The organism is Priestia sp. GS2, from assembly GCF_036409025.1.
In the GTDB taxonomy this organism is placed as follows: domain Bacteria; phylum Bacillota; class Bacilli; order Bacillales; family Bacillaceae_H; genus Priestia; species Priestia aryabhattai_A.
Map to the genome: position 1 here is coordinate 2,324,687 of NZ_JAZGJX010000001.1, position 23,469 is coordinate 2,348,155.

Sequence of the window (23,469 nt, forward strand, 5' to 3'; positions counted from 1 at the left end):
CTATTAATAAAACGTTTGAAGGCTCATATTGTTGCCAATTTATGTACTAGCGTTTTCTCTTTGAGCAAGCACCCGTAAACTACAAGTCCATAATGCTAAAGCTACAATAACCATTAAAGTTGCTCCCACTATAACGACCAATCGAATGGATAGTACCTCTGTTGCAACTCCAAACAAAGCCGTTACGATTATAATACATAGACTTTCTATCACTCCATATAAGCTTCCAACCCGCCCCATCATTTCAACTGGAATATACGTTTGATAAAATGTATAGAATGCCGTGTTCGCAAATGCCATAGAAAACGATATCAAGGCGCATCCGCAGGCTGCTATAAAAAATGTAGTCGAATTTGTAAATAACATATATCCTCCAGCTGTTAGTATGCTCCCCATGCCAAGGAGCCAAGGTGTAGGAATTTTTTCAACTATTATGGTGTTAAGAAGGGCACCGATAAGTACACCTCCACCAGCTATACTAACCAATAGTCCATACTCTCCCTCTGTTAGCCCTAGCTCTTTTAGTGAAAAAGCTGCTTCTAATGAATCTGTTGCCGTCATTAAAACGTTCATGAAACTAAAGAATAGATAAATACACATAATTCCTACTGCATGTCGACTAAAAGAAAATACCAAATGCCAATCCGCTTTAACCATATGGAAAAAGAACGTTTGAACCTTTTGTGTGGTAAAATCGTTTCTTTCTAAGTTTGGCACATACCACAGCAGGAATACCGAAATCAACAGCGCGACGCTGTTAATGTAAATAGCTAATGCTGGTGTACCAATCATCACTAATACACCCGCAACTGCCGGACCGGTAAAAAACGCTCCTGCATCCAAAAGGCTACGCATAGAGTTAAACCTCTTCCGCTTTTCTTCAGGTAAAAGTTTCGTCATATATGCCATTGATGTTGGCTCATATGCTGCACCTACGGCTGTTATAATTCCAACGAGTACATACATAGCTAAAATGGACGTTGACGAGGCTAACCACAAAATAAAAACAGTTTGCATAAGGTTTAATCCAATCATCAAATACTTTTTGTTTAAACGATCAATTAGACTCCCCGCCCATATATTGGTTAACATAGATGCTGCTGCTCTTACCATATAAAGACCAGAAACAGCTAGGGGTGAGTTCGTCACATCCAGAACAAGTAAATTCAGCGCAATGAAATAAATCCAGCTACCAATCCCCGATATGCCAATACTTGCTAAAAGTAACCCTCTCCCATATAATCCTGTCTTCTTCATTACTCTCTCCCCCTTTAGGGCATAAAAAAACTCGCCCCCAAGACAAAAATACTGTCTTGGGGGCGAGTTTTTATCGCGCTGCCACCCCAGTTTATTGACATGTCACCACATCAATCTCATCAGGTACAATCATACCTTAGCTCTGTAACAGGAGCACCCGTCATATCATCCCTTAAATGTTCCGATATGCCTCTCTGAGACTTGGTTCAACAAATTCACTTTGACCCGTTTTCAGCTACCGGGCTCTCTGTGCAAAGCTTATTTATTTACTCTTCTCTTCACCGTGTTTATTTTTTCTATATATTACCACAAACTATTAAAATATGTAAATAAAAAGAAAGAGCGAGACTTCTCTCTTTCTTTTTATTTATTCACAAGTGCGCTTTGTTTTAGCGTACGCTTTTGCCACACTATCGTAATACCGAGCGTTACAAGTAATAAAACCAGACCTAGTACAAACGGATACATAATTTGTACATCAAATAAAACGCCAGCAAGAGTTGGACCTAATACATTTCCGATACTCATATAAGCGTTGTTCATTCCCATAGCAAACCCTTGTTCATTACCGGCCATCTTCGAAATAAGCGTGTTTAAGACTGGACGAAGAATAGACGTTGCAAGGAAAATAATCAGCGAAATGACAAAGAATAAGCTATAGCTCCTTGTGAACAATGATAATAAAAACCCAAGTGCTGCCACGCCGATAAAAATGTTCAATACCGCAACTTCACCAAATGTGCGAACAATACGATCTACTAGAAACAACTGCACAATAACGCTAACAATTCCTGTTGCTGTAACCATTAAAGCAATTTGCTGCGGGGTAGCTCCAAACTGATTATCCAAAAATAGACCCAGCACTGACTCATACGCCATGAGCCCAAAGCTCATCACAAGAGTAATAACAAGCGGTATAAAATAAGGCATCTTAACAGAGCGTGCTAGTTTCAAAACCATAGACTCATTATCTTGAATAGCCGCTCGTGCTGCTGTAGCTTCTTCTGTTTCACTATTTTCTAATAACATCATTGAAAATAAAACAGCTACAAGAGATACAAGTGCTGAGACTAAAAACGGAACCTTCAAGCCAAAATCAGCTAAAAAGCCACCAATTCCAGGTCCAATTACAATCCCTAGTGACATAGCTGCTGAGACGAGACTGTTTCCTTTTGCACGCTGCTCCATCGTTGTAATATCTGCAACATATGCAAAGATTGCAGGAATAAGTAAAGCGGCACCCACTCCACCAATGACGCGCGATGCATAAAGCAACCAAATTGAATTGACTGCGTAAAAGATAAACATGGATAGCGTTAACCCAGCGAGTCCATATATAATCATTTTTCGTCGACCATATTGATCGGACCACTTTCCTGCAATTGGTGAAAAAATAAGCTGTGCACCTGCAAAAATAGCAATCATTAACCCTGCTGCAGTTCCTCCTTGATTAATTGACTGTAAATATGCAGGCAGGATTGGAATAATAATTCCAAAGCTTCCAACTGCAATAAACATATTAATCATTAAAATAATGATCTTTTTTCTTTGTTCTCCAGACATTCGAGCTGTCTCTCCTCCTATTGGAACACAAAAATAGCATGCTACATCAGTATACTTCATGTTCATTTTTTTCTACACGTAGTATAACTTATACTGCTAGACATGCTGTTGTCAATTAGATAATCTATTCTTTTTTTTCATATAATAAGCGGTAGCGTCGTTAAAAAACGAAGCGCTACCGCTTATGTATAATGGAATGTTGAAATCATGTCAATTTGCTTACTGTTTAATCTGTCTAATCTTTCTTTGAGACTGCTGAAACAAATAAACAAGGTAAGAATGTAATTCGAAGCGATCACCTTGAATGAAGTCACCAAACATTAACTTTTCCTGTTTTACCATTTCTGTTTCATCTCCTCTACTAGTTCAATTAACCATTAAATTTCCCAATCATTATGTTTATTTTATTAGCCATTCTTTTTCAATTAAATAATGTAATGAGAGTAATCATCTCTTCTGCTTTCATTATAAACGAAATCGCTTACAATGTAAAATAATGATATCAGAAAATTTAGAATAAACACAAAAAAGAGAACATAGTAACATGTCCCCTTTTTTCCATTTATTTAAACCAACCCTTTTCTTTAAAGCGCGTAATAGCTTCAATACGATTTTTCACTTCAAGCTTATCCAAAATTGTGGAGATATAGTTTCGTACGGTACCTGTTTTTAAAGACAGCTCTTCTGCAATTTCTTTTGTATTTTTGCCATCAGCTACAAGCTGAAGTACTTCTTTTTCGCGTTCCGTTAGCGGGTTTTCTTCCCCGTATACGTCATCCACAAGCTCAGGAGCATAAATGCGTCTCCCTTGCATAATACTGCGAATGGAGCTTGCTAGCTCTTCGCTTGGGCTATCCTTCAACAAGTAGCCGCTAACTTTTGCTTTTAACGCTCGTTGAAAATAACCAGAGCGTGCAAAAGTCGTTAAAATAATCACTTTGCAATCGAGGTCTTCCAGCTCTTCTGCTGCTTCTAACCCTGTTTTAAGAGGCATTTCAATATCCATGATGCAAATATCGGGATGATGCTGACGCGCAAGAGCTACTGCTTCTTCTCCATTCGATGCTTTCCCAACGACTTCCATATCATCTTCTAAGCTTAACAAAGACCCTAAAGCACCTAACAACATCCGCTGATCCTCAGCTATAACGATTCGAATCATCTCTCTTCCTCCTTTTCCACTTGCTTACGCACGCTCGGAACTTTCACAATTACTTTTGTTCCTTCATCTGATTGAATATCTAGCGTTCCATTGACAAACTCTAACCTTTCTCTCATACCAATAAGTCCGTTACCATGTTGCAAAGCATCTTTACTTGCAATGCCTTGTCCATTATCTTGAATGGTAATCATAATTTCATCTTTAGATTGTACAATATTGACTTCACAGTAAGAGGCTCTGCTATGCTTTACAACGTTTGTTACTGCTTCTTTTAAGCACATGCTTAAAATATTTTCCGTCAGCGGCGAAACGTTTGATAGAGCCAATTCATTATGAATAAATTCTATTTCAGCTACGCTAAGTATTTGTTCTACGCGTACTAGTTCTTCTTTTAATCGAATGCCCCTCATCTGAGACACTAGTTTACGAACTTCATTTAGTGCTGTTCTTGCGGTTTGCTGAACGTCTTTCAATTCTACTCTTGCCTGCTCTGGATCTTTATTAATCAGCTTACGTGCCAAGTCGCTTTTTAATCCAATTAGAGATAGCTTTTGTCCAAGCGTATCGTGAAGGTCACGAGCAATCCTCTGCCTTTCCTCCTGTTTGACCAGCTCTGAGATTCGCTTATTCGCATCTTCTAACTGCTCCTCTAAGCGCTCTCTTTTTTTACGGTTATAGATTGTAAAAGGGAAGATGATGACGCTCATATAAATGATAATCATAACCGGAAGTTGGCGAACAAACAGTTCTTCTTGAGCCACCATATTATAGTTTAGTGAAATTGCTGTACTCACTAAATGAATAATATAAAGCGTAATGAACGTAAGCCATTTTTGAACATTTCCTATGAAATAAGCGAGAAAAAAAGCAAAGTAAAAAGAAAAATAAACGTAGCTAAAAAGCGTCGTCATCGCGATGGATATACTAATGAGGAGGACCGTCCATACATAAATCGGCCAGCCTTTTGATATAAAAGCAAACCGGTAAAAAATAAAGAAGAGAATCGTTAACAAAATACCTAACAAAATGTCATTCATTGAAGAAGACTGAAAAACAAAATAAAAAGGCAGTAAGCTAAAAACTGTCCATATGTAAGGAGACATTCCCGTTATTTTTTGAAAGATCGTATCCTTTTTCTTCATGACGTAAAACCCTCTTTTACTTTCATAATTAATGCCATACGTGATTATCGTATCATAATCACATATGGCATTGGGTATTATTTTACATTTGCTCTAGAATATACAGCTACTCTTTTTTGTCGTTCTTCACGGCTAAATGTTTTTAAATGGTTAAAGCCAACAAATTTCTTTTGGTCTTCGTCCCATAAGTGAAAGCGTAGAGACTCTAAGCTAGTGCGAAGTGTAATTGTCGGTACGTTTTGAAGAGGCTCGGTATTATTATGAGCAGCTTCTAAGTTATAATTGGGAACACGAGGGCTCAAGTGATGAACATGATGATAGCCAATGTTACCCGTTAACCACTGTAGTACTTTTGGAAGTTTGTAAAAAGAGCTTCCTTCAACTGCTGCCTGTACGTACTCCCACTCTTCATCTGCTTCAAAATAAGAGTCTTCAAACTGATGCTGTACGTAAAATAACCAAACGCCCAGTGAACCTGAAATTAAGAAAATCGGACCTTGAACCATTAAGAATGACTGCCATCCTAGTGTGAAACATCCAACTGTCACAATAAGCGCAATCGCAATGTTTGTAACATACGTATTGATACGCTCAGCTCGCTTAGCTCCTTTACGATTAAAACGATTTGTAATCAAGAACACATAGATAGGACCTATCACAAACATCACAAATGGATTGCGGTATAAACGATAAGCAATGCGACGTGAGCGAGGTGCTTCCAAGTATTCGTCTACTGTTAAAATCCACAGGTCACCGATTCCACGCTTATCTAAATTTCCGCTCGTAGCATGGTGGATGGAATGGCTGTGTGCCCATTGGTTGTATGGGAACAAAGTTAATACTCCTGTAATGGTACCGAGAATTTTGTTGTAGCGTCGATTTTTAAAGAAAGAGTTGTGGCAGCAATCATGGAAAATGATAAAAATTCGAACTAAAAAGCCAGCGGCAACCACTCCGATTGCTAAGGTTAATACATATGAAATCGCTAAGCTTTGATAAGCAAGAAACCATAAAGCAAAAAACGGAACAATAGTATTAATCAGTTGAACGATACTGCTTTTCTCATTTGGCTTTTCATAAGGTGCCATTGATTGTCTCAACATTTTTTGTTTTTGTTTTTGTTTAATCATTTGGATTTCCCTTTCACATTCATAATTTATTTAAAATTATAAATATAAAAAGAAACCATGTGTAGTAGTACATGTCACATGACAAATATGACAAATGTCATATCGACGCTCAAAAACCCTTTCATATCATTATCATCCGTTGTGTTGGTATATTCTTTTATTGCTTGTCTATAAATCCACCAATCCCTCTTGAAGCTTGATGTTTCCTGTGTTTTATTCTTAACATCTTTTAATCATGTGAGCATTTTGTGATTGTTTGATTAAACCCGTATGAGCATTTTCATCCACCGTCATACCTTCAAGTTACTCGTGTTTAGTACACTTCCGCCTACTTCTATTAATCTTTTGTGTAAGATAGAATGTTTAAAACATCATTATCCACACTGCAAATTATATGACGAACGCATTGTGCAACTAAATTTTATTAGTTCAAGGAGTTTTCTATAATTATTAAGAACAGGACTATGAATTCTTTTTAGCAATGCTCAACTCTATTTTAAGAGACTTTAAAATAGGTTCGAAGCAAGGACAAGCATACAAAAGTTTTTTGAAACAATGAATATATATATAAAGAAAGGAGGTAATCAATATGAGTTACCATAAAGCAAAAAAATTCTCTGCCACTCAATATGGTAATTTGTGCTGTAAACAAGAGAATGCAACTAAGGTTTTATCAACAGGAGTGTTAGTAAGAAACCGGTCCACTCATTCATCTGTAGTTAATGTTGTAAATTTAAGCGAAATACCAGAGAAGTTTATAATTGAAGTTTGGGATTGGAGTTCTTATCATACCCCCAAAAAATTGTCTGTAAAAATCGGTCAAATTTCCTCCGCTACATTCCCTTATACTCTTGCTCCAAACAATCTAGCTGTATTCTTCACATTTCTCGCACCAGAATATGTAACCTTCTATGAAGTTCGTATCTATTATTCTGGAAGCAAGAAAGTTATTTTCAATGCATATGGAAGAACAGGATCTTCTGAGAGTTTAGAAGGTGAAACAATTCTTCAACATGAATTTACAGAGCTTAATTAGATAGAGCAAAATCAAAATTGATAGTCTTGGTTTGTATGGAAAGTGAATATTATTTAGATTTGCACTACTATTTAGTTCCCTGCCCCAATAACATTAAAACCTTCAAGTTCTACACGCACTACATCTGATTCACTGCTACCTGTGATATTTCTTACGAAAACAGTGTAAATCAGGAAACCATCACCTTTTGGCACATTATAATCTGAACCTGTAAATGTAAATGCTTCTGAGATACCCTCATATGCAGTTGTTAATGTTTTTCTACCAGAACATACTATTGAATCAGTTGCATTAACCCCCCCCCAACAACTATTTTCAAAAATAAAACCTTTCATCATTAAAGCTATACAAAGTTTTTCAAATCGATATATCCCAGTAGTACAAGCATAATAGTTTAGCAGGAATATAAATATAGTAGATTTCTTAGAAAGGAGGTGAAATATTGTCTGCTTATTATAAAAAAAGTCGTTGTTCTTGTTCTTATTGTTGTTCTTATTGTTGTTCTTATTGTTGTTCTTATCTTTGCTGCTGTGTAATTAAAGGTCCACGGGGGTTCCCAGGACCTCAAGGACCTCCAGGGCCTCAAGGACCTCCGGGTGAAAATTCTTTAACCACTTATGGTGATGCTGGAACAATAGGTGGTGCTATTCCTGTTTCTAATCAAGATTTACCATTAACCACCATGTTTGTTTCTTCAAATACTACCTTGGTAGCAAACCGAATAGTTATTCCTACATCAGGTATTTACGAAGTAGAATATACAACCAATGTCCAACTATACGAAAGAGGATCAGCAATCATATTAGAAATAGCAGTAAATGGAGGGTTTATAGTTAACCAATCTAGAACTCGAGCTGCAAATTACACATTTTTCTCCCCAGAAAGCCCCTCTCTCATTGAAATGGTTATGAGTCGATCCGTATTACTCAATCTAGCTGCTGGTGATCAACTTTCAATTGCTGTTTCATCGGTTGAAGGTTCCGTACAATTACTTGAACCTAATCTAAAGGTTATTAAAATAGATGACTAGTAAGTTTTATCTATTCTAATAAACTTAGTTAGCATAACGTTCCTGTTAGAAATTAAAAGACCGTTGGTTGGAATATACCAAGGGTCTTTTATATAACTCACGTTGATTATCCTTTTAGTTTTCCCCATGCTCTTACCAAGCATTTGAACCACTCACTCTTGCTCCTCCTTTAAGGTCTGATACCTCATAAGCATCTAACGCATACCAGATTGCTGAAAATGTATGAGGGTCTATTGTAAAGTCATCTTCAATGATTTCTCCTTGCTTGTTCACTTTGTATGTTAGGTCTTGTAGTTCATCGATTACATTCACACAAGCATCTGAACAAATGATTTTCTTGAAACGCTTGACCTTCTTTGTGCATTGCAACCTAGATCCTTGAAACTTCTTAGCTAACTCCATTCGAAAACCTTGCTGTTTAAAAAACTTGATAACCTTGGATTCGGCTGAGTCTGCCTTTATCCCCTCTTCAGAGTATTGCTACATGATGCTTTCGTACAAATCTCAGTTTAAGTAAATATCACCATGTACATCGGTAATTGTTTTTTCTGCCCCCCTTTGCATTCAATCGTCGTGTGTTCATCTACCCTCATTCCCTCATTTTAATCCCTACAGGAAGTTAAACAACAACTCCCCCACACAATAGCAACGTTTGCGAAACTATCACTTATAAGTGTTTATATACATTGTTTATTTAACAACATTTCTGTGCGGTTATTGCTAATTACCCCCACCCCGAATTCCTTGCATATTATTACTAACTGCTTAATCCACTTACTCTTGCTTGTTTCTTGAATAAAATCAAAACAACATTCACAAAGTAGTGGTCAAAAAAAAAGCCCGCAAGCCTTCTACATAAAGACTTCTGCGGACACTCATTGACAAATATTCTCTTCTACATTCAACTAACCTTTTAAATCGAAATGGCACTTGGCTGGCGTTTGTCATACGTAAAGACATAGCGGAATCCGCATTCTTTCGCAAGCGCTATTGCTTCGGAAATATGGTCGCCAACCGTTTCAACTTTATGAGAGTCAGAACCTACCGTTAGCAGTTCTCCTCCAAGCTCTTTATATAATTTTAATACCGCTTGAGAAGGTAGCGGTTCACCTAAGCTGCTTCGCATTCCTGAGGTGTTAATTTCAATGCCGATATTGCGCTCAATTGCTTTTGTTAAAATTTCTGTTAGCTGCGGCTTAAACTGGTCAAAATCATAATTTCCGTGCACTTTTATTGCATAGCGCTTCATTAAATCAATATGAGCAAGCACATCGATATCAGCATGCTTCACTAGATTGTAGAGTTCTTCAAAATAACCACCGTATACTTCTTCTACTGTTTTATGTTGTAAATATAAGCGGAGCTTTTTGTCATTGATGTTATGAACAGATCCTAGGATAAAATCTAATTGAAGCGGCTCTAATACCTTTTGATACTCACTTTTTAATAAATGCGGCTCACAAATTTCAATCCCTGCTTTGATAACTAACTTTCCGTCAAACTGCGCACGACACTCTTCAATATCTTCTATATAATGTTTTAAATTAATATGTCCATATGTAGGAGCAAGTGGATTAAGTGAGTAATGTTCTGTAAAGCAAATTTCGTTAATATTACGATGGATAGCTTCTGTGCATACCTCGTTCATAACCGCTTTTGAATCGAATGAATGATTCGTATGATGATGATAGTCCACAATGTACATGTTTCGTTCCTCCCATTCTTCTCCTGAAATCGTATCTTAGCAAAGCTTTCTACTTCTTACAATACTACCCGTTATATAGCTACCTTAACTATTCAAACTAGACAATGAAATGGAAATTTATAAATTCTTTTACATTTAACTATTTTTATATTAAACTATTTTCTGTAAAAGTTGAATGCATGCAAATTTATTTTCTTAAGACAAAATTGGAGTGGTAGTATGAGTTCATCCTTGTTGCAGCTAAACACAATTTTTATCAGTATCCTAATTGAAGCCCTTCCTTTTGTGTTATTGGGTGTATTTATTTCTGGAATTATTCAAATGTTTATTACAGAAGAAATGATGGCAAAAGCCATACCAAAAAATAAAGTAGGCGCTGTTTTTTTAGCAACTTTTATAGGCGCTTTATTTCCAGCTTGTGAATGTGGAATTGTACCTATTACAAGGCGATTAATGGCAAAAGGCGTACCGCTATACGCTGCTATTCCCTTTATGTTTACAGGTCCTATCATTAACCCAGTTGTTTTGTTTTCTACATATGTAGCGTTTGGAAATGACTGGGCCGTTGTATGGGAACGTAGCTCTGTAGCGCTCGTCGTAGCAATTTCAGTTGGCATGCTGTTGACGTTTCAGTTTAAAACAGATCAAACAAAACATAGCGTGTGCGTTAACGTTCAGAAAAAGACATTTGGCCAAAAGCTAGTAGGGACTATCCAGCATTCTATCGATGAGTTTTTTTCAGTCGGTAAATATTTAATCATTGGAGCGCTTATTGCAGCAAGTATGCAAACGTTTATGAAAACATCCATCCTGTTAGATCTTGGGCAGCAGGATTGGTCAGCTCATTTCGTAATGATGGGACTAGCCTACCTTTTATCCCTTTGTTCGTCAGCCGATGCGTTTATTGGAGCATCCTTTCAAAGCACATTTCAAGATAGCGCCATCGTTGCCTTTTTAGTTTTTGGACCAATGTTTGATATTAAAAATACGTTAATGATGTTGAGTCAATTTAAAGCCAAATTTGTGGGCATTTTATTTATTTATACCTTTATAGCTGTCTTTGTTTTTTCAATGCTACTGGTCAGATAAGGAGGAAGCGCGATGATTCGAATTTTAATTTTGATTGGCTTTACGTTTGTCTTCATGCATCTGCATGCTACAGGAGATATTTCAAAGTACATTAATATGAAATATGCATGGATTTCATACAGTACAATTTTTCTCCTATGGTTTATTACCATTGCTGCTTTTATTTTTTATATGAAAGGCGATGAGCATGACCATAATCATGAAGATGGCTGTGATTGCCACAGTCATTCACACGCTCCGCGCAAGCGAGATAAATTCCTTTATCTCATCTATATCGTACCTATTATCACTGCTTTATTTTTACCAATTTCCAAATTAGATTCTAAAATTGTTGAAGCGAAGGGGTTCAATTTTCCAATCTACGAAAAAAATAGCCCCTATGATCAGCACCAATTCCTAGAGCCCGATACAAGTAGCTTTTACGGAGAGGAAGCTTATGACAAAATGATACGCAAAGATTTGAAGCAGTTTGGAAAGAGTGAAAAGCTTAATTTAGAAGATACTGAGTTTTTAAACGCAATGGAAACCATTTATAATTACCCTGGTGAATTTACGGGTAAAACCATTCGCTTAAAAGGATTTTTATACCATAATGATGAGCTGCCAAAAAATCAATATTTTCTTTTTCGCTTTGGAATTATTCATTGCATTGCTGACTCTGGAGCCTTCGGAATGCTTATTGAATTTCCAGATGACGTATCGTTTCAAAATGATGATTGGGTAACAGTAACAGGTAAAATTGATACGATGTATTATCAGCCGTTTAAAAAAACATTACCAATGATTAAAGTCACGAACGTTAAGAAAGAACAGGAACCTGATGATCCTTACGTTTATCGAAACAATCAATGATAAAAAAATCACGTAACGTTTTCTATGTTACGTGATTTTTTCTTATCGACTTTTTTGCTGAGCTTCGAGCAGCTGCGTGTATAAGTGCTGTACTGCAGTTGAAATGGAGTCATCATATCCCACATGATCATAATAGACAGCAATATTTTTTAACATTTCATACGTTTGTGGATCTAAGTTCACTTCAAGCGTAACCTTCTTTGAATCAAAATGATTTGGCACTTCTGGCTCTTCTGCATCTAAGGACGCATGTTCAGCAATTTGAATAGCTTGTTCGACATTTTCAATTTTCCCATACTGCTGCACCCACTTGCGCCCCATAAAAACAGTGTCCTGAACAAATTGCCGATTAGTAGGCGTATCTTTAATATTAAACTGATGATTGTTCACATATACAGATTGATATAAGATGACGCTAATCACTTCATCTTTTAATTTTAGCTTTCTTAATTCATCAATTAAGTCCGCCACATACTTTGGAAGCGGACAAAACGTTCCCCTTACTTCTTTTATTAAATCCATTGCAATTGACTCTGTTGAATTGCGCTTAAACGCTTTTATAATGTCAACCATTGCCGACTCGTTTGTCATACCTACACCACCATTATGGTTAAATACTTTTGTTAGTAAATTCAACCAAAAATTAATTATACAAATCTATTATATAAAAAATATGTGAAAGTTTGTATAGGATGAATGATTGATTATACAATTTGTTGAGTAAGCGCTTCGCTAATAACCTGACCGAGGTCTGCAATTAGCCTCCGTCCATACTCATTATGTTTAAGCCCATCAATTAATACCACAGCATAGCACCTTTTATGATGTGTAAACAGCACACCGCAATCGTGCGTTATTCCGTGCAAATGTCCAGGTTTATTTAAAATAAAACACTTTTCATTCAGCATAGAAGGTAGTTTATCCCGCAGTCGCTGATTAAATAAGCTTTCTTTTAAAAGCTTACGTGAAGGTTCCGAGAGAACATCTTTTCTATAAAGCACTTTCAGGCATGTAAGTAAGTCTGCTGCTGTTGTGACGTTATCTCTTCCTTCCGCGGAAGCTTGAATATCCATCATCTGACGATTGAGCTGGGTATTTTTTAACCCTAAATCCTTGATACACCCCTGTATGCACTCTTGTCCTAGAAGTTTAATTAACAGGTTTGTAGCCGTATTATCAGAAAGAATGAGCATTAAAATAAGTAGTTCTTTAACCGTAGCAGTAGGAGAATACGGATAAACGCTTAATAGTCCATCTCCCCCCACAATATCTGATTGTTTAACAGCAATGGTCTGGTGCGCTAAAATAACGCCGGAATCAATCTGACGACACGCTTCAATTGCAACAAGCAGCTTGATAGTACTAGCAGATGGATACACATTTGTAGCTCCTTGTTCAATTGTTTCTTCAGGAGTTTCAAAGAGATAGCTTACTCTCCCTCTGTACATGGACGACCATTGCTGAACAATCAAGCGAACTTTTTCTTCTACTATACTCATAGTTTACTTGCCGCAATTTCAGAGGTTGAATTTACAATCCCTTCGTTATAAAGGTGACACGCAACAAAATGATTTTCTTCAACTTCCTGCCACTCGGGTTTCACGCTTGCACATGCGTCCATCGCAAACTGACATCGTGTTCTAAATACGCATCCCGACGGTGGGTCAATCGGGCTTGGTAGCTCTCCTTGTAAGACAATACGTTCGCGTGCATCTTCAATATCAGGGTCTGGTATTGGAATTGCTGATAAAAGGGCTTTTGTATAAGGGTGCAGTGGCTTGGTATATAATGAATCGCTTGTTGTCAGCTCAACAAGGTGTCCTAGATACATAACTCCAATACGGCTGCTAATATGCTTGACCATTGACAAGTCATGAGCAATAAACAAATACGTAAGGCCTTTTTCTTCCTGCAATTTTTTTAGCAAATTAACAACCTGAGCCTGAACCGATACGTCCAAAGCAGAAATAGGCTCGTCCGCAATAATACATTCGGGATTTAACGCTAAGGCGCGCGCAATCCCAATCCTTTGACGTTGCCCCCCGCTAAATTCATGAGGGTAACGATTGGCATGTTCACGATTCAAACCAACATCTTCTAACAGCTCATAAACGCGTTCTAAGCGTTCTTTTTTGTTGGGATATAACCCGTGAACTTCCATTGGCTCCGAAATGATTTCCCTTACTGTAGACCTTGGGTTTAAGGACGCATACGGATCTTGAAAAATCATTTGCATATTACGCTGAAACGTAAATTTCTCTTTTTCAGATAGTTTGTGGACATCTTTCCCTTTATAAAGTACTTTACCGCTCGTTCTCTGGTACAGACCAATAATGGTTCGTCCCGTCGTTGACTTTCCACACCCAGACTCTCCTACTAATCCAAACGTTTCACCTTTGTAAATGGAAAATGAAACATTATCTACAGCCTTTAATTCTTTATTTTTAGCAACAGGGAAGTATTTCGTCATATTTTTCACTTCGAGAATAGGCTGTTTCTTTGTCATGTCATTTCCTCCTTATGTCCAGTAGCGACGTATTGCGCAAATTTCATCTTCGTACTCCATTCCTTTGATGGGAATAACCTCAACTGCCTTACCCGTTTTCGGCGAATGAATGATTTGACCATTTCCATAGTACATAGCGACGTGGTGTACAAAACCCTTACCTTGTTCGTAAGCAAAGAATAATAAATCTCCTGGCTCCATTTCTTCATATGAAACCACTTTACCGCTTGTAGCTTGGTCGCTTGCATCGCGAGGAATCGTATATCCATTTGCTTTATGAAGTGAGTAGGTAAAACCTGAACAGTCAAAGCCATATGAGCTCATTCCTCCCCATAAGTAAGGAAGATCTAGAAATCGCTTTCCTTCCGACACGAGATGAGCTCCTGTTTTTGGATGTAGTTCTGCATCAGATTGAACTACATTCACATCTTTAGCCAACATTAGGCCTCTTCCAAGCGGTGTTTCCACTTCAACATGTTCGTTTAGGTATTGAACTACAGGTAAAGTCGTTCGATAGCTAAGCATCAGCTCCGTTTGGTTATCAATTACTAAAAGCGTTTTTCGGGCGATTACTTGGGCAGATGCATCTTGTTTTTGCAGCTCTACTGCCTTTAACTGACTTGCTGGAACCCAACCGGGATATCCGACATTATTTTTTTTAGAAGGCTGACTTGGAATAAGAACGTAGCACCAATTTCCTTCCTGCTTAATCATCTCGACTTCTTCACCAAATAAAAGTTGGGTTTGAACGAGGTTTTCGTTGCATAAAGCGAGTCGGTTTTCATACGTTAAACGACGGAGCCACTCTTTTATATCAACAGGTGATTCTAGTGCCACCTGATCGAGGCTACGAGGTGATTCTGCAGATGTCCACACCGTTGCAACTGACACTGTGACAACGTATCTCTTAGCATTCATTTTATCTTCTCCCTCTATTAATCTACTTTCACTCCGGCTTCTAACTCTACCATTCGTTCATAGGTTGACATGGTTGCATACGCCCCAACAGGCACTGCGACTTGTGGCGAGCAGTGTCCAATTAAAAACCCTTTCATAATTGGCTTTTTTAACCCTTTTAACGGCTGTAATAAAGCTTCTTCTAATGATAAAGAATTCTCTCTTTTTAACGGTTCACACTTATGAAAATCACAAAGCATAATGCCTGCTGCATCTTCAAATTTCCCAGCCAGCTTTAACTGTGTCATCATTCTATCAATGCTGTAGGGTTCTTCTTCAATATCTTCAATAAATAAAATCTTCCCCTTTGTCTCCACTTCAAAATCTGTACCAAGCGAACTTGCTAATAATGTGAGGTTACCACCAATTAGCTGTCCGCTGACCTCTCCCTGTTCGATAATTTGAAGGGGAGTAATTTGATCAGTATAATATGTTGACTGAGGAGTAAAAAGTTGTTGAAAAGACTGCTTTGTTTGTTCTTTGACATCATCTTTTCCAATATCCGATGACAGCATTGGCCCGTGAAACGTAATAAGTCCTGTTTTTTGAGAAATAGCCGTATGTAAAAATGTAATATCGCTATAGCCCCAGAATATCTTTGGATTATCTTTAATGAGCTCATAATCTAGTAAATTCGCCATTCTAGCCGTTCCGTAACCACCGCAAGCACAAATAATTCCCTTGACGCTTGGATTAGCAAAAAAAGCATTAATATCCTCTGCGCGCTGTTCATCTGTTCCTGCAAGGTAGCCGTTTTTTTCATAAACTGATTTTCCAACTTGGACCTGAAGGCCTAAGCTTTCTAGATATGCAATTCCCTTTTTTAGCTGCTGTTCTTTTGGCGGGCTAGCTGGTGATACAACGCCCACGATATCTCCTTTTTTCAAAGCAGAAGGTTTTATCATTTAGAAACACCCTTTCCCTTTATGTAATGAAGAGGCTGTGCGAAATAGAGAAGTTGCTCCCATTTTGCACAGCCTGCTTATTCACTACTTTATGAACGATGTTTATTTTTTATCCGCCCATTTTAACTCTAAGTAACCAACCGGGTGACGAACAATTCCAGATACGTTTTCATTTGTCAAAAATACGTAGTTATAGAAGTGAATTGGGATAATTGGCATTTCATCAAATAATAGTTTTTCAGCTTCATACATTAACTCAAATCGTTTCTTTTCATCCGCTTCATTCTTTGCTTCCTGAATTAATTGATCATATTTTTCATTACTCCAAGCCGTACGGTTCATTGAATGCCCCGTTTGGAAGTTTTCTAAGAAATTGATTGGATCGGCGTAATCAGCTAAGAACGAACTACGAGATAACTGGAATTTCAGCGCTTTTTGCTCTTCTTGGAATACGTTCCACTCCATGTTCGCCAGCTTCACATCAACGCCTAGGTTTTCTTTAAACATCTGTTGCAGTGCTTCTGCAATCTTCTTATGCGTATCATCTGTGCTATACGTTAACGTAACTTGGGGTAGCTTCTCATAGCCCTCTTCTTTCATTCCCTTTTCTAAAAGCTCTTTTGCTTGTTTCACATCTGTTTTGACAAGATCTCCACTCTTTTCTCGGAAATCAGAACCGTTGGCATCCTTAAACCCTTTTGATACAAAGCCATATGCCGGCTCTTCTTTGTTCTTCGTTACATAGTTAACAATTTGATCTTGGTCTACAGCTAAAGCAAACGCTTTACGAATATTGACATTTTGGAACGGTTCTTGATCTAAATTAAGACGATAGAAATAAACTCCTGCTTGATCTTTAATATCTAGGCTATCGTCTTTTAATAACTGGTCGCTTAAATCAGCTGGGATCTCAGATACATCAAGCTCGCCGTTTTGGTACATTTGATATTCTGTATTTGTATTTTCCACCATTGCCCAGTTAACTTTATCTAGCTTTACATTTTTTGCATCCCAATACTGATCGTTGCGCTCCATAACAATATTGCTGTTATGCTTCCACTTCGTTAGCTTAAATGGACCATTTCCAACAAAACTTTTCGCTTCAGCAAACCACTTAGGGTTTTCAGTTGCTACTTTTTCATTAATTGGGAAAAATGCAGGATTTGCAATGACGCTTAGGAAGTAAGCTTGTGGACTATTCAACGTTACTTCAAACGTCTTATCGTCTACCGCTTTTACTTTTACGTCCTCCGCTTTTCCTTTTCCTGTATTAAATTCCTCTCCACCTTCAATAAAATAACCTAAGAAAGCAGCTGGAGATCCTGTTTCAGGGTTTAACAACCGTTTCCAAGCAAATTCAAAGTCTCCTGCGGTTACGTCATCCCCATTCGACCATTTTGCATCTTCACGAATATGAAATGTATAAACTTTGCCATCTTGTGATACGTCCCATTTCTCAGCAATTGCTGCTTCTGGTTCATGTTCTTGTCCTAATCTTGTTAAGCCTTCCATTAAGTTGTTTAACATTTGCCAAGAGTACGAATCAAAACCAATTGGTGGATCAAAAGAAGTTGGCTCTGCACCGTTATTCATATACAATACTTTACCATCTTCCTTCTTGCTACCACCTTCAGGTTCTGCACCTGAGTCACTTGTCGCCGTACAGGCAGCAAGGGTAAATACTAAAATAGACATCATTACTACAGACATAATTCGCTTCATTCTGTTCCCCCTTTTCCTTTACCTATTTATGTATCTATAAGGCTAGCTTATAGTAGATACTAGTTTTTTAGCTCTTTCATCTTGGAGCCAACAGCTGACTGAATGCTCATTTCGAAACAAAATTTCACCAGGATACACGCGATCACACACTTCCATCGCATAAGGACACCGAGCAGCAAAGGAACACCCGATAGGAGGTGCAAATAAGTCTGGAGGCGAACCTGCAATTGGCACAAGGTCTCCACCATCCAAATCAAGACGCGGAACAGACTGTAAGAGCCCCTTTGTATATGGATGCTGTGGTTGATAAAAAATATCTCTTCGCTTTCCTGCTTCAACGATTTTACCTGCATACATGACGGCTATTCGGTCTGCCACTTGGGCGACGACTCCTAAATCATGCGTAATCAAAATAATGGATACGCCTGTTTTTGCTTGAATTTCTTTAAAAAGCTCTAAAATCTGAGCTTGGATCGTTACGTCTAAAGCCGTCGTCGGCTCGTCGGCAATGAGCACTTCCGGTTCACATACAAGAGCCATAGCAATGACAATCCGCTGCCTCATCCCCCCGCTAAATTCATGAGGGTACTGTTTCAAGCGCTCTTTCGGATTTGGAATTCCAACCAAATTGAGCATGTCTAGTGCTTTTTTGTTCGCTACATCTTTCGTAATGTTTTCATGTTGCATCATGCTCTCTGCAATTTGCTGTCCTACCGTAATTGTTGGATTCAATGCAGTCATTGGATCTTGGAAAATCATTGAGATATCTGCGCCGCGTATCTTTCTCATGGCTTTTTCAGAGAGCTTTGCTAAATCCTTTCCCTTAAATAAAATTGACCCTTTTGTAATCTTTCCTGGAGGATTTGGAATTAATCTCATAATGCTTTGAGAAGTTACGCTTTTCCCACATCCCGACTCCCCTACAATCGCAAGTGTTTCACCTTTATATAAATCAAACGATACGCCTCTAACCGCTTGCACCTCACCGCCATATGTAGCAAATTTCACCGTTAAATCTTGAACTTCTAAAACTTTTTCCACTGCGCTTCTACCTCCTTAACTTTGGATCAAGGGCATCTTGTAAACCGTCCCCTAGCACGTTAAATGCAAACATGGTGATAGAAATAAAGAAAGCCGGGAAAAATAAGCGCCACCAATAGCCAGATAGAATCGAAGATAAACCGTCATTTGCCATTACACCCCAGCTGGCAAATGGTGCTTGAACACCTAATCCTAAAAAGCTTAAAAACGCTTCGGCAAATATAGCTGTCGGAACCGTTAACGTCATTTGAACAATAATCGGCCCCATTGTGTTAGGCAATAAATTTTTCTTAATAATCCTTGCCGTTTTGGTCCCAAATGTTTTGGATGCAAGCACAAATTCATAGTTTTTTATTTGTAGAACTTGTCCTCGGACAATTCGGGCCATTCCAATCCAGCCTGTCACGGAAAGTGCGAGGATAATCGTTGATAAACCAGGTCCCATTACCACCATTAACAGGATGACAACCAATAGATAAGGAAGGCCATATAGAACTTCAACAATACGCATCATCACGTTATCTGTGCGACCGCCTTTATAGCCGGCAACGCCTCCATAAATAACTCCGATTATAAAATCAATTAAAGCAGCCATGACCCCAACGAATAGTGAAATTCTTGCTCCATACCACGTTCGAGTAAATACATCCCTTCCTAAATCATCCGTTCCAAACCAGTGTTCTTTTGAAGGTGGCTGATTTTGATTCGCAAATGACGTTTGCGTAACGCTGTGGGGAGAAATCATCGGTCCCACGATAGCCATGATGACTAGCAAAACCAAAAAGATTAATCCTAGCATTGCCAGCTTGTTTTTCAATAACCGTAGCCATGCATCATGCCAATAAGACAAGCTGGGACGCACAACAGCTTCCGCCTCGGTGCGATCTTTTTGCTTTGGTACAAACCATTCATCAGGAATGCTTACTGACTTTTCTGATTTCAGATCACTCATGCTCATCCTTCCTTTCGATGTAGTTTAATTCTTGGATCCAAAATACCATAAGCAATGTCTACTAAAAACAGCATAAAGATTAAAATGGCACTATAAAATACTGTGGTTCCCATAATAACCGGATAATCACGCGTGTTTATACTGTCAACAAAGTATTTTCCCATACCAGGTATAGCAAAAATCTGTTCAATAACAAACGTCCCAGTCAGTACGCTAGCAGCAATTGTTCCCAACACCGTTACCACTGGAAGCAGCGCGTTTCGCAAGGCATGCTTAAATACAATCTTATAAGGAGAAAGCCCTTTAGCTCTTGCCGTTCGAATATAGTCTTGAGTTAACACTTCAATCATACTTGCACGGGTTAAGCGCGCAATGATAGCCATCGGCCCCGTCGCAAGAGCAAGTGTTGGTAAAATCATATGCTTTGGACTTGTCCATGTAGCTGCTGGTAAAATCGCCCAATCAACGGCTAGCTTTTGAATAAGCAGCGTTGCCATAACAAAGTTAGGAATAGAAATTCCGATAACAGCAATTGTCATCGCTAAATAATCTACAATTCCGTTGCGGCGTAGTGCGGCTACAATTCCAAGTGCGATACCTGAAAACACAGCGACAAGTAAAGTAACCATCCCAAGCTCAAAAGAAACTGGAAAGCCTCGTCCCAGCAAATCATTTACTGTTTGAGAAGGCTGCTTAATTGATGGTCCAAAATCAAACGTAACAATTGATTTTATGTACATAAAGTACTGAACAATTAATGGCTCATTTAAGTGATAGTACGACTCTAAATTTTCTTGTACAGCTTCACTCGTAGCTCGCTCTTCATTAAAAGGTGAACCTGGTATAGCATTCATTAAAAAGAATGTTAATGTTACAATGACCCACAATGTGATAATCATTGAAATAAAGCGCTTCAATATGTATGTCTTCATTTTTAATCACACTTTCTAACAAAATGTAGTTCGCATCGCAAGTTCTGTCATAACAAGCATTGCTTGATATGCTTCTAAAATATCTTTCGCTTGAAAGCTAACGATTGTTGAATTAGGTTCAATTTTTGTACCTGGCATTAAATTAGCCCATTCTGCTTGACCGTAATTATTAAATTCGATTCTTAAAGTTGGTTGGTTTGGTGGTAATAAGGGATTTATTAAGTGTTTGTTTTGAATGGCAATTTCAACTTTTTCTTGAAGTAATTGTTCTGCTTTCTTAGGAGTTAGTGTTTGTGCTGCAGAACGAGAAATGGATTTTTTAACAATTGCTGTCGTGACGTTTGGAATGAGTGATGTCGCTTCGATGGCTGTATAATCATCCCCTGCGACAAGTAAAACAGGCACTTCATAATGCCCTGCGACATAAGCATTAAACCCTAGCTCACCAACGGCTACGTCGTTTATATACATATTTCGCACTCCGAAAGTCATAGCGTGTGACATAACGCCAGGCATTCCAGCACGTGAATGGTATCCAATAAACATTGCCCCAGCAAATGAACTATCCAGGCCTTGAACCATTGAATATGGCTTAACGCTACCTGAAATTAAAACGGCTTCAGAGTGCAAATCTTCAACTAACAGGTTATTCATACTTGAATGGCTATCATTTACAACTACTTCTGTACAGCGGTTCTTTAACGCAGCTTCAATTACAGCATTGGCTTCTTGTGTCATAATTCGCCTGCTGCGCTCATAGTTTGCTTCTTGTAAAAAGACGTTACTTTGATCTACAAGGCCAGTAATTCCTTCCATATCGATAGATACGTATAGCTTCATTTTTCCACTCCCTTCTTTAAGTTTAAGAGGTTAATTGTATTAAATATTAAGAAAATTATAAAATATTTACTCCATTTTTTCAATATAATATTAATTATTTTTGGCATAAAATGTTTATTCTTGTCTACCTCACCATCATTCCTACATATTTCGTCAATTTTTGCGACAGCTCTTCTTCTGAATGGATATAGCTGCAATATTTCTTTTCTAGATTAATATAAGAGATATCGCTTTCAAAACCTCGATTTCATGGTAAAATGTAAAAAGTTACTAGATAAAACAAACTAGATTAGACAGATTAAACATGAGGTGCATACTATGATTCGTACGTCCATTGCTTCGTTACAATGGTTTTTATTTATGATTTCTAATAGCATTATCGTTCCAATTGTTATCGCTTCTCAATTCAGCCTTTCACCAACAGAATCCATTGAATTTTTACAGCGTACCCTTTTCATTCTTGGAGCATCCGGCTTACTTCAAATCTTCATTGGACATCGATTACCGATTATGGAAGGCCCAGCTGGTGTTTGGTGGGGCGTATTTTCCCTCTATGCCGGCTTAGGAACGGTTTTATTTGGTTCAGGAACGGAAACGCTTCAGGTTTTACAATTCACAATGATTACAAGTGGAATTATTGCTTTATTGATGAGTGCCTTTGGCCTTATCGATAAGCTAGCAAAATATTTTACCCCAACTGTAACCGGTACTTATTTAATTTTACTAGTAGCACAGCTAAGCGGTTCATTCTTAAAAGGTATGCTTGGGGTAACAAGCGATAACCCTGCTATCAAACTTCCAGTCGCGTTAGCTTCAGCTGCTATTTTACTATTAGCTTTTTATATGCTCTCACATCCTGTATTTAATAAGTTCAGTATTATTGTAAGCATTGGTATTGGTTGGGGACTGTTCGCTATTTTAAACTTAACAGATCAAATTACGTTTCAATCGAATCTTTTTTATATCCCTGAACCATTTGCTTTCGGAGCTCCTAGATTGGAATGGAGCATGGTAACAACTGCTTTTTTTGTCACGCTTATCTTAATTACAAACATGCTCGCTTCCATACGCGTTGTGGAATCCGTTTATGAACGCAACGGTACGAAAGCAAAAAGGAGCTATATTAAACAATCAGGCATTGCTTCCGGAATTAGTCAACTGCTTGGAGGTGTCTTCTCTGGTGTCGGTGCAGTTCCGATCTCAGGATCTGGAGGCTTTATTTCAGCAACTGGCATATACAGTCGCTTACCGTTTATTGTAGCGTCTTGTTTATTATTGTTTGTGAGCATTTTTACTCCGCTCACTTCCATTATGTCTAGCTTACCCACAGCCGTAGGCTATGCTGCTATTTTCCCTGTCTTTGCGAGCATGATTGCATTAGGTATACATGAGTTTTCCAATACACCTGCCCCTTATCAGGCTATGAAAAAAGCTGGAATTCCTTTATTCGCAGGAATTGGAGTTATGTTCTTACCAACGGATGCTTTTTCTACACTTCCCCCGTTGGTAACAACATTCTTAAGCAACGGTTTGGTGTTAGGTACGCTCATTATTCTTATTATCGAAGTATACTCATCTTTCCAAGAACGCCGCTTTGCCAAGGAAAGTAGCAAATAAAAAAGTGCTTTGCAGTTATAACTGCAAAGCA

General features: G+C 38.1%; 23 protein-coding genes, 1 pseudogene and 1 other annotated feature. Of the genes and pseudogenes, 5 read left to right on the plus strand and 19 right to left on the minus strand.

Annotated features, from left to right (window positions below):
* Positions 1 to 39: 39 nt before the first annotated feature.
* The 6 genes from V2145_RS11990 to V2145_RS12015 form a co-directional block, all read right to left on the minus strand.
* A complete protein-coding gene (locus V2145_RS11990) occupies positions 40 to 1,257 on the minus strand; it encodes an MFS transporter (protein WP_330987787.1) in 1,218 nt (405 codons plus the stop codon).
* A 55-nt stretch (positions 1,258 to 1,312) separates the two neighbouring features.
* Positions 1,313 to 1,548, minus strand: a binding site (T-box leader).
* 72 nt (positions 1,549 to 1,620) lie between these two features.
* A complete protein-coding gene (locus V2145_RS11995; protein WP_094909662.1) occupies positions 1,621 to 2,820 on the minus strand; it encodes an MFS transporter in 1,200 nt (399 codons plus the stop codon).
* Positions 2,821 to 3,039: 219 nt separating this feature from the next.
* Positions 3,040 to 3,162 carry a hypothetical protein gene (locus V2145_RS12000; RefSeq protein ID WP_256993222.1) on the minus strand — a complete coding sequence of 41 codons (123 nt, stop codon included), beginning with the start codon at positions 3,160 to 3,162 and terminating at the stop codon, positions 3,040 to 3,042.
* 220 nt (positions 3,163 to 3,382) lie between these two features.
* Positions 3,383 to 3,982 (minus strand): response regulator transcription factor, encoded by a 600-nt coding sequence (locus V2145_RS12005; RefSeq protein ID WP_094909661.1) that lies wholly within the window; start codon positions 3,980 to 3,982, stop codon positions 3,383 to 3,385.
* Complete coding sequence (locus tag V2145_RS12010) at positions 3,979 to 5,124, minus strand: sensor histidine kinase (protein ID WP_094909660.1); 1,146 nt, start codon at positions 5,122 to 5,124, stop codon at positions 3,979 to 3,981. Before V2145_RS12010 ends, V2145_RS12005 begins: the two co-directional genes overlap by 4 nt.
* 77 nt (positions 5,125 to 5,201) lie before the next feature.
* On the minus strand, positions 5,202 to 6,254 hold the full coding sequence (locus V2145_RS12015; protein WP_094909659.1) for a fatty acid desaturase: 1,053 nt from the start codon (positions 6,252 to 6,254) through the stop codon (positions 5,202 to 5,204).
* 589 nt (positions 6,255 to 6,843) lie between these two features.
* Here V2145_RS12015 and V2145_RS12020 point away from each other — a divergent pair.
* Complete coding sequence (locus V2145_RS12020) at positions 6,844 to 7,290, plus strand: hypothetical protein (RefSeq protein WP_094909658.1); 447 nt, start codon at positions 6,844 to 6,846, stop codon at positions 7,288 to 7,290.
* 71 nt (positions 7,291 to 7,361) lie between these two features.
* Here V2145_RS12020 and V2145_RS12025 read toward each other — a convergent pair whose 3' ends face one another.
* Entirely contained in the window at positions 7,362 to 7,628 is a 267-nt protein-coding gene (locus tag V2145_RS12025; protein ID WP_330987788.1) for a hypothetical protein, read from the minus strand.
* A gap of 104 nt (positions 7,629 to 7,732) precedes the next feature.
* Here V2145_RS12025 and V2145_RS12030 point away from each other — a divergent pair, with 104 nt between their 5' ends.
* Positions 7,733 to 8,320, plus strand: coding sequence for a hypothetical protein (locus V2145_RS12030; protein ID WP_330987789.1), 588 nt, complete (start codon positions 7,733 to 7,735; stop codon positions 8,318 to 8,320).
* 132 nt (positions 8,321 to 8,452) lie between these two features.
* Here the strand turns inward: V2145_RS12030 and V2145_RS12035 are convergent.
* Both V2145_RS12035 and V2145_RS12040 read right to left on the minus strand, forming a co-directional pair.
* A pseudogene (locus V2145_RS12035) lies at positions 8,453 to 8,794 on the minus strand (terminase large subunit); the annotation flags it as partial.
* Between the two features lie 439 nt (positions 8,795 to 9,233).
* Complete coding sequence (locus V2145_RS12040; RefSeq protein WP_094909654.1) at positions 9,234 to 10,025, minus strand: histidinol-phosphatase HisJ family protein; 792 nt, start codon at positions 10,023 to 10,025, stop codon at positions 9,234 to 9,236.
* A 219-nt stretch (positions 10,026 to 10,244) separates the two neighbouring features.
* Between V2145_RS12040 and V2145_RS12045 the strand changes: the two genes are divergently transcribed.
* Both V2145_RS12045 and V2145_RS12050 read left to right on the plus strand, forming a co-directional pair.
* Complete coding sequence (locus V2145_RS12045) at positions 10,245 to 11,114, plus strand: permease (RefSeq protein ID WP_025910310.1); 870 nt, start codon at positions 10,245 to 10,247, stop codon at positions 11,112 to 11,114.
* A 12-nt stretch (positions 11,115 to 11,126) separates the two neighbouring features.
* Positions 11,127 to 11,966, plus strand: coding sequence for a TIGR03943 family putative permease subunit (locus tag V2145_RS12050; RefSeq protein WP_025910308.1), 840 nt, complete (start codon positions 11,127 to 11,129; stop codon positions 11,964 to 11,966).
* Positions 11,967 to 12,008: 42 nt separating this feature from the next.
* Here V2145_RS12050 and V2145_RS12055 read toward each other — a convergent pair whose 3' ends face one another.
* The 10 genes from V2145_RS12055 to V2145_RS12100 all read right to left on the minus strand — a co-directional run bounded on the left by V2145_RS12055 (position 12,009) and on the right by V2145_RS12100 (position 21,821).
* Positions 12,009 to 12,557 carry a hypothetical protein gene (locus tag V2145_RS12055; protein WP_094909653.1) on the minus strand — a complete coding sequence of 183 codons (549 nt, stop codon included), beginning with the start codon at positions 12,555 to 12,557 and terminating at the stop codon, positions 12,009 to 12,011.
* 113 nt (positions 12,558 to 12,670) lie between these two features.
* Complete coding sequence (locus V2145_RS12060) at positions 12,671 to 13,465, minus strand: serine hydrolase (RefSeq protein ID WP_094909652.1); 795 nt, start codon at positions 13,463 to 13,465, stop codon at positions 12,671 to 12,673.
* Entirely contained in the window at positions 13,462 to 14,472 is a 1,011-nt protein-coding gene (locus tag V2145_RS12065; RefSeq protein ID WP_094909651.1) for an ABC transporter ATP-binding protein, read from the minus strand. Before V2145_RS12065 ends, V2145_RS12060 begins: the two co-directional genes overlap by 4 nt.
* Positions 14,473 to 14,484: 12 nt before the next feature.
* Positions 14,485 to 15,390 carry a C40 family peptidase gene (locus tag V2145_RS12070; RefSeq protein WP_094909650.1) on the minus strand — a complete coding sequence of 302 codons (906 nt, stop codon included), beginning with the start codon at positions 15,388 to 15,390 and terminating at the stop codon, positions 14,485 to 14,487.
* A gap of 17 nt (positions 15,391 to 15,407) precedes the next feature.
* Positions 15,408 to 16,334, minus strand: a complete 927-nt coding sequence (locus tag V2145_RS12075) for a S66 peptidase family protein (RefSeq protein WP_094909649.1) — start codon at positions 16,332 to 16,334, stop codon at positions 15,408 to 15,410.
* Between the two features lie 102 nt (positions 16,335 to 16,436).
* A complete protein-coding gene (locus V2145_RS12080; protein ID WP_330987790.1) occupies positions 16,437 to 18,056 on the minus strand; it encodes a peptide ABC transporter substrate-binding protein in 1,620 nt (539 codons plus the stop codon).
* A gap of 42 nt (positions 18,057 to 18,098) precedes the next feature.
* Complete coding sequence (locus V2145_RS12085) at positions 18,099 to 19,097, minus strand: ABC transporter ATP-binding protein (protein WP_094909647.1); 999 nt, start codon at positions 19,095 to 19,097, stop codon at positions 18,099 to 18,101.
* Positions 19,098 to 19,104: 7 nt separating this feature from the next.
* Positions 19,105 to 20,049 (minus strand): ABC transporter permease, encoded by a 945-nt coding sequence (locus tag V2145_RS12090; protein WP_094909646.1) that lies wholly within the window; start codon positions 20,047 to 20,049, stop codon positions 19,105 to 19,107.
* Between the two features lie 2 nt (positions 20,050 to 20,051).
* On the minus strand, positions 20,052 to 20,981 hold the full coding sequence (locus tag V2145_RS12095) for an ABC transporter permease (RefSeq protein ID WP_094909645.1): 930 nt from the start codon (positions 20,979 to 20,981) through the stop codon (positions 20,052 to 20,054).
* Between the two features lie 15 nt (positions 20,982 to 20,996).
* Entirely contained in the window at positions 20,997 to 21,821 is an 825-nt protein-coding gene (locus V2145_RS12100; protein WP_094909644.1) for a M55 family metallopeptidase, read from the minus strand.
* Positions 21,822 to 22,139: 318 nt separating this feature from the next.
* Between V2145_RS12100 and V2145_RS12105 the strand changes: the two genes are divergently transcribed.
* The gene (locus tag V2145_RS12105) at positions 22,140 to 23,438 is read left to right on the plus strand and encodes a purine/pyrimidine permease (RefSeq protein ID WP_094909642.1); all 1,299 of its coding nucleotides are present in this window, start codon (positions 22,140 to 22,142) and stop codon (positions 23,436 to 23,438) included.
* Positions 23,439 to 23,469: the final 31 nt, after the last annotated feature.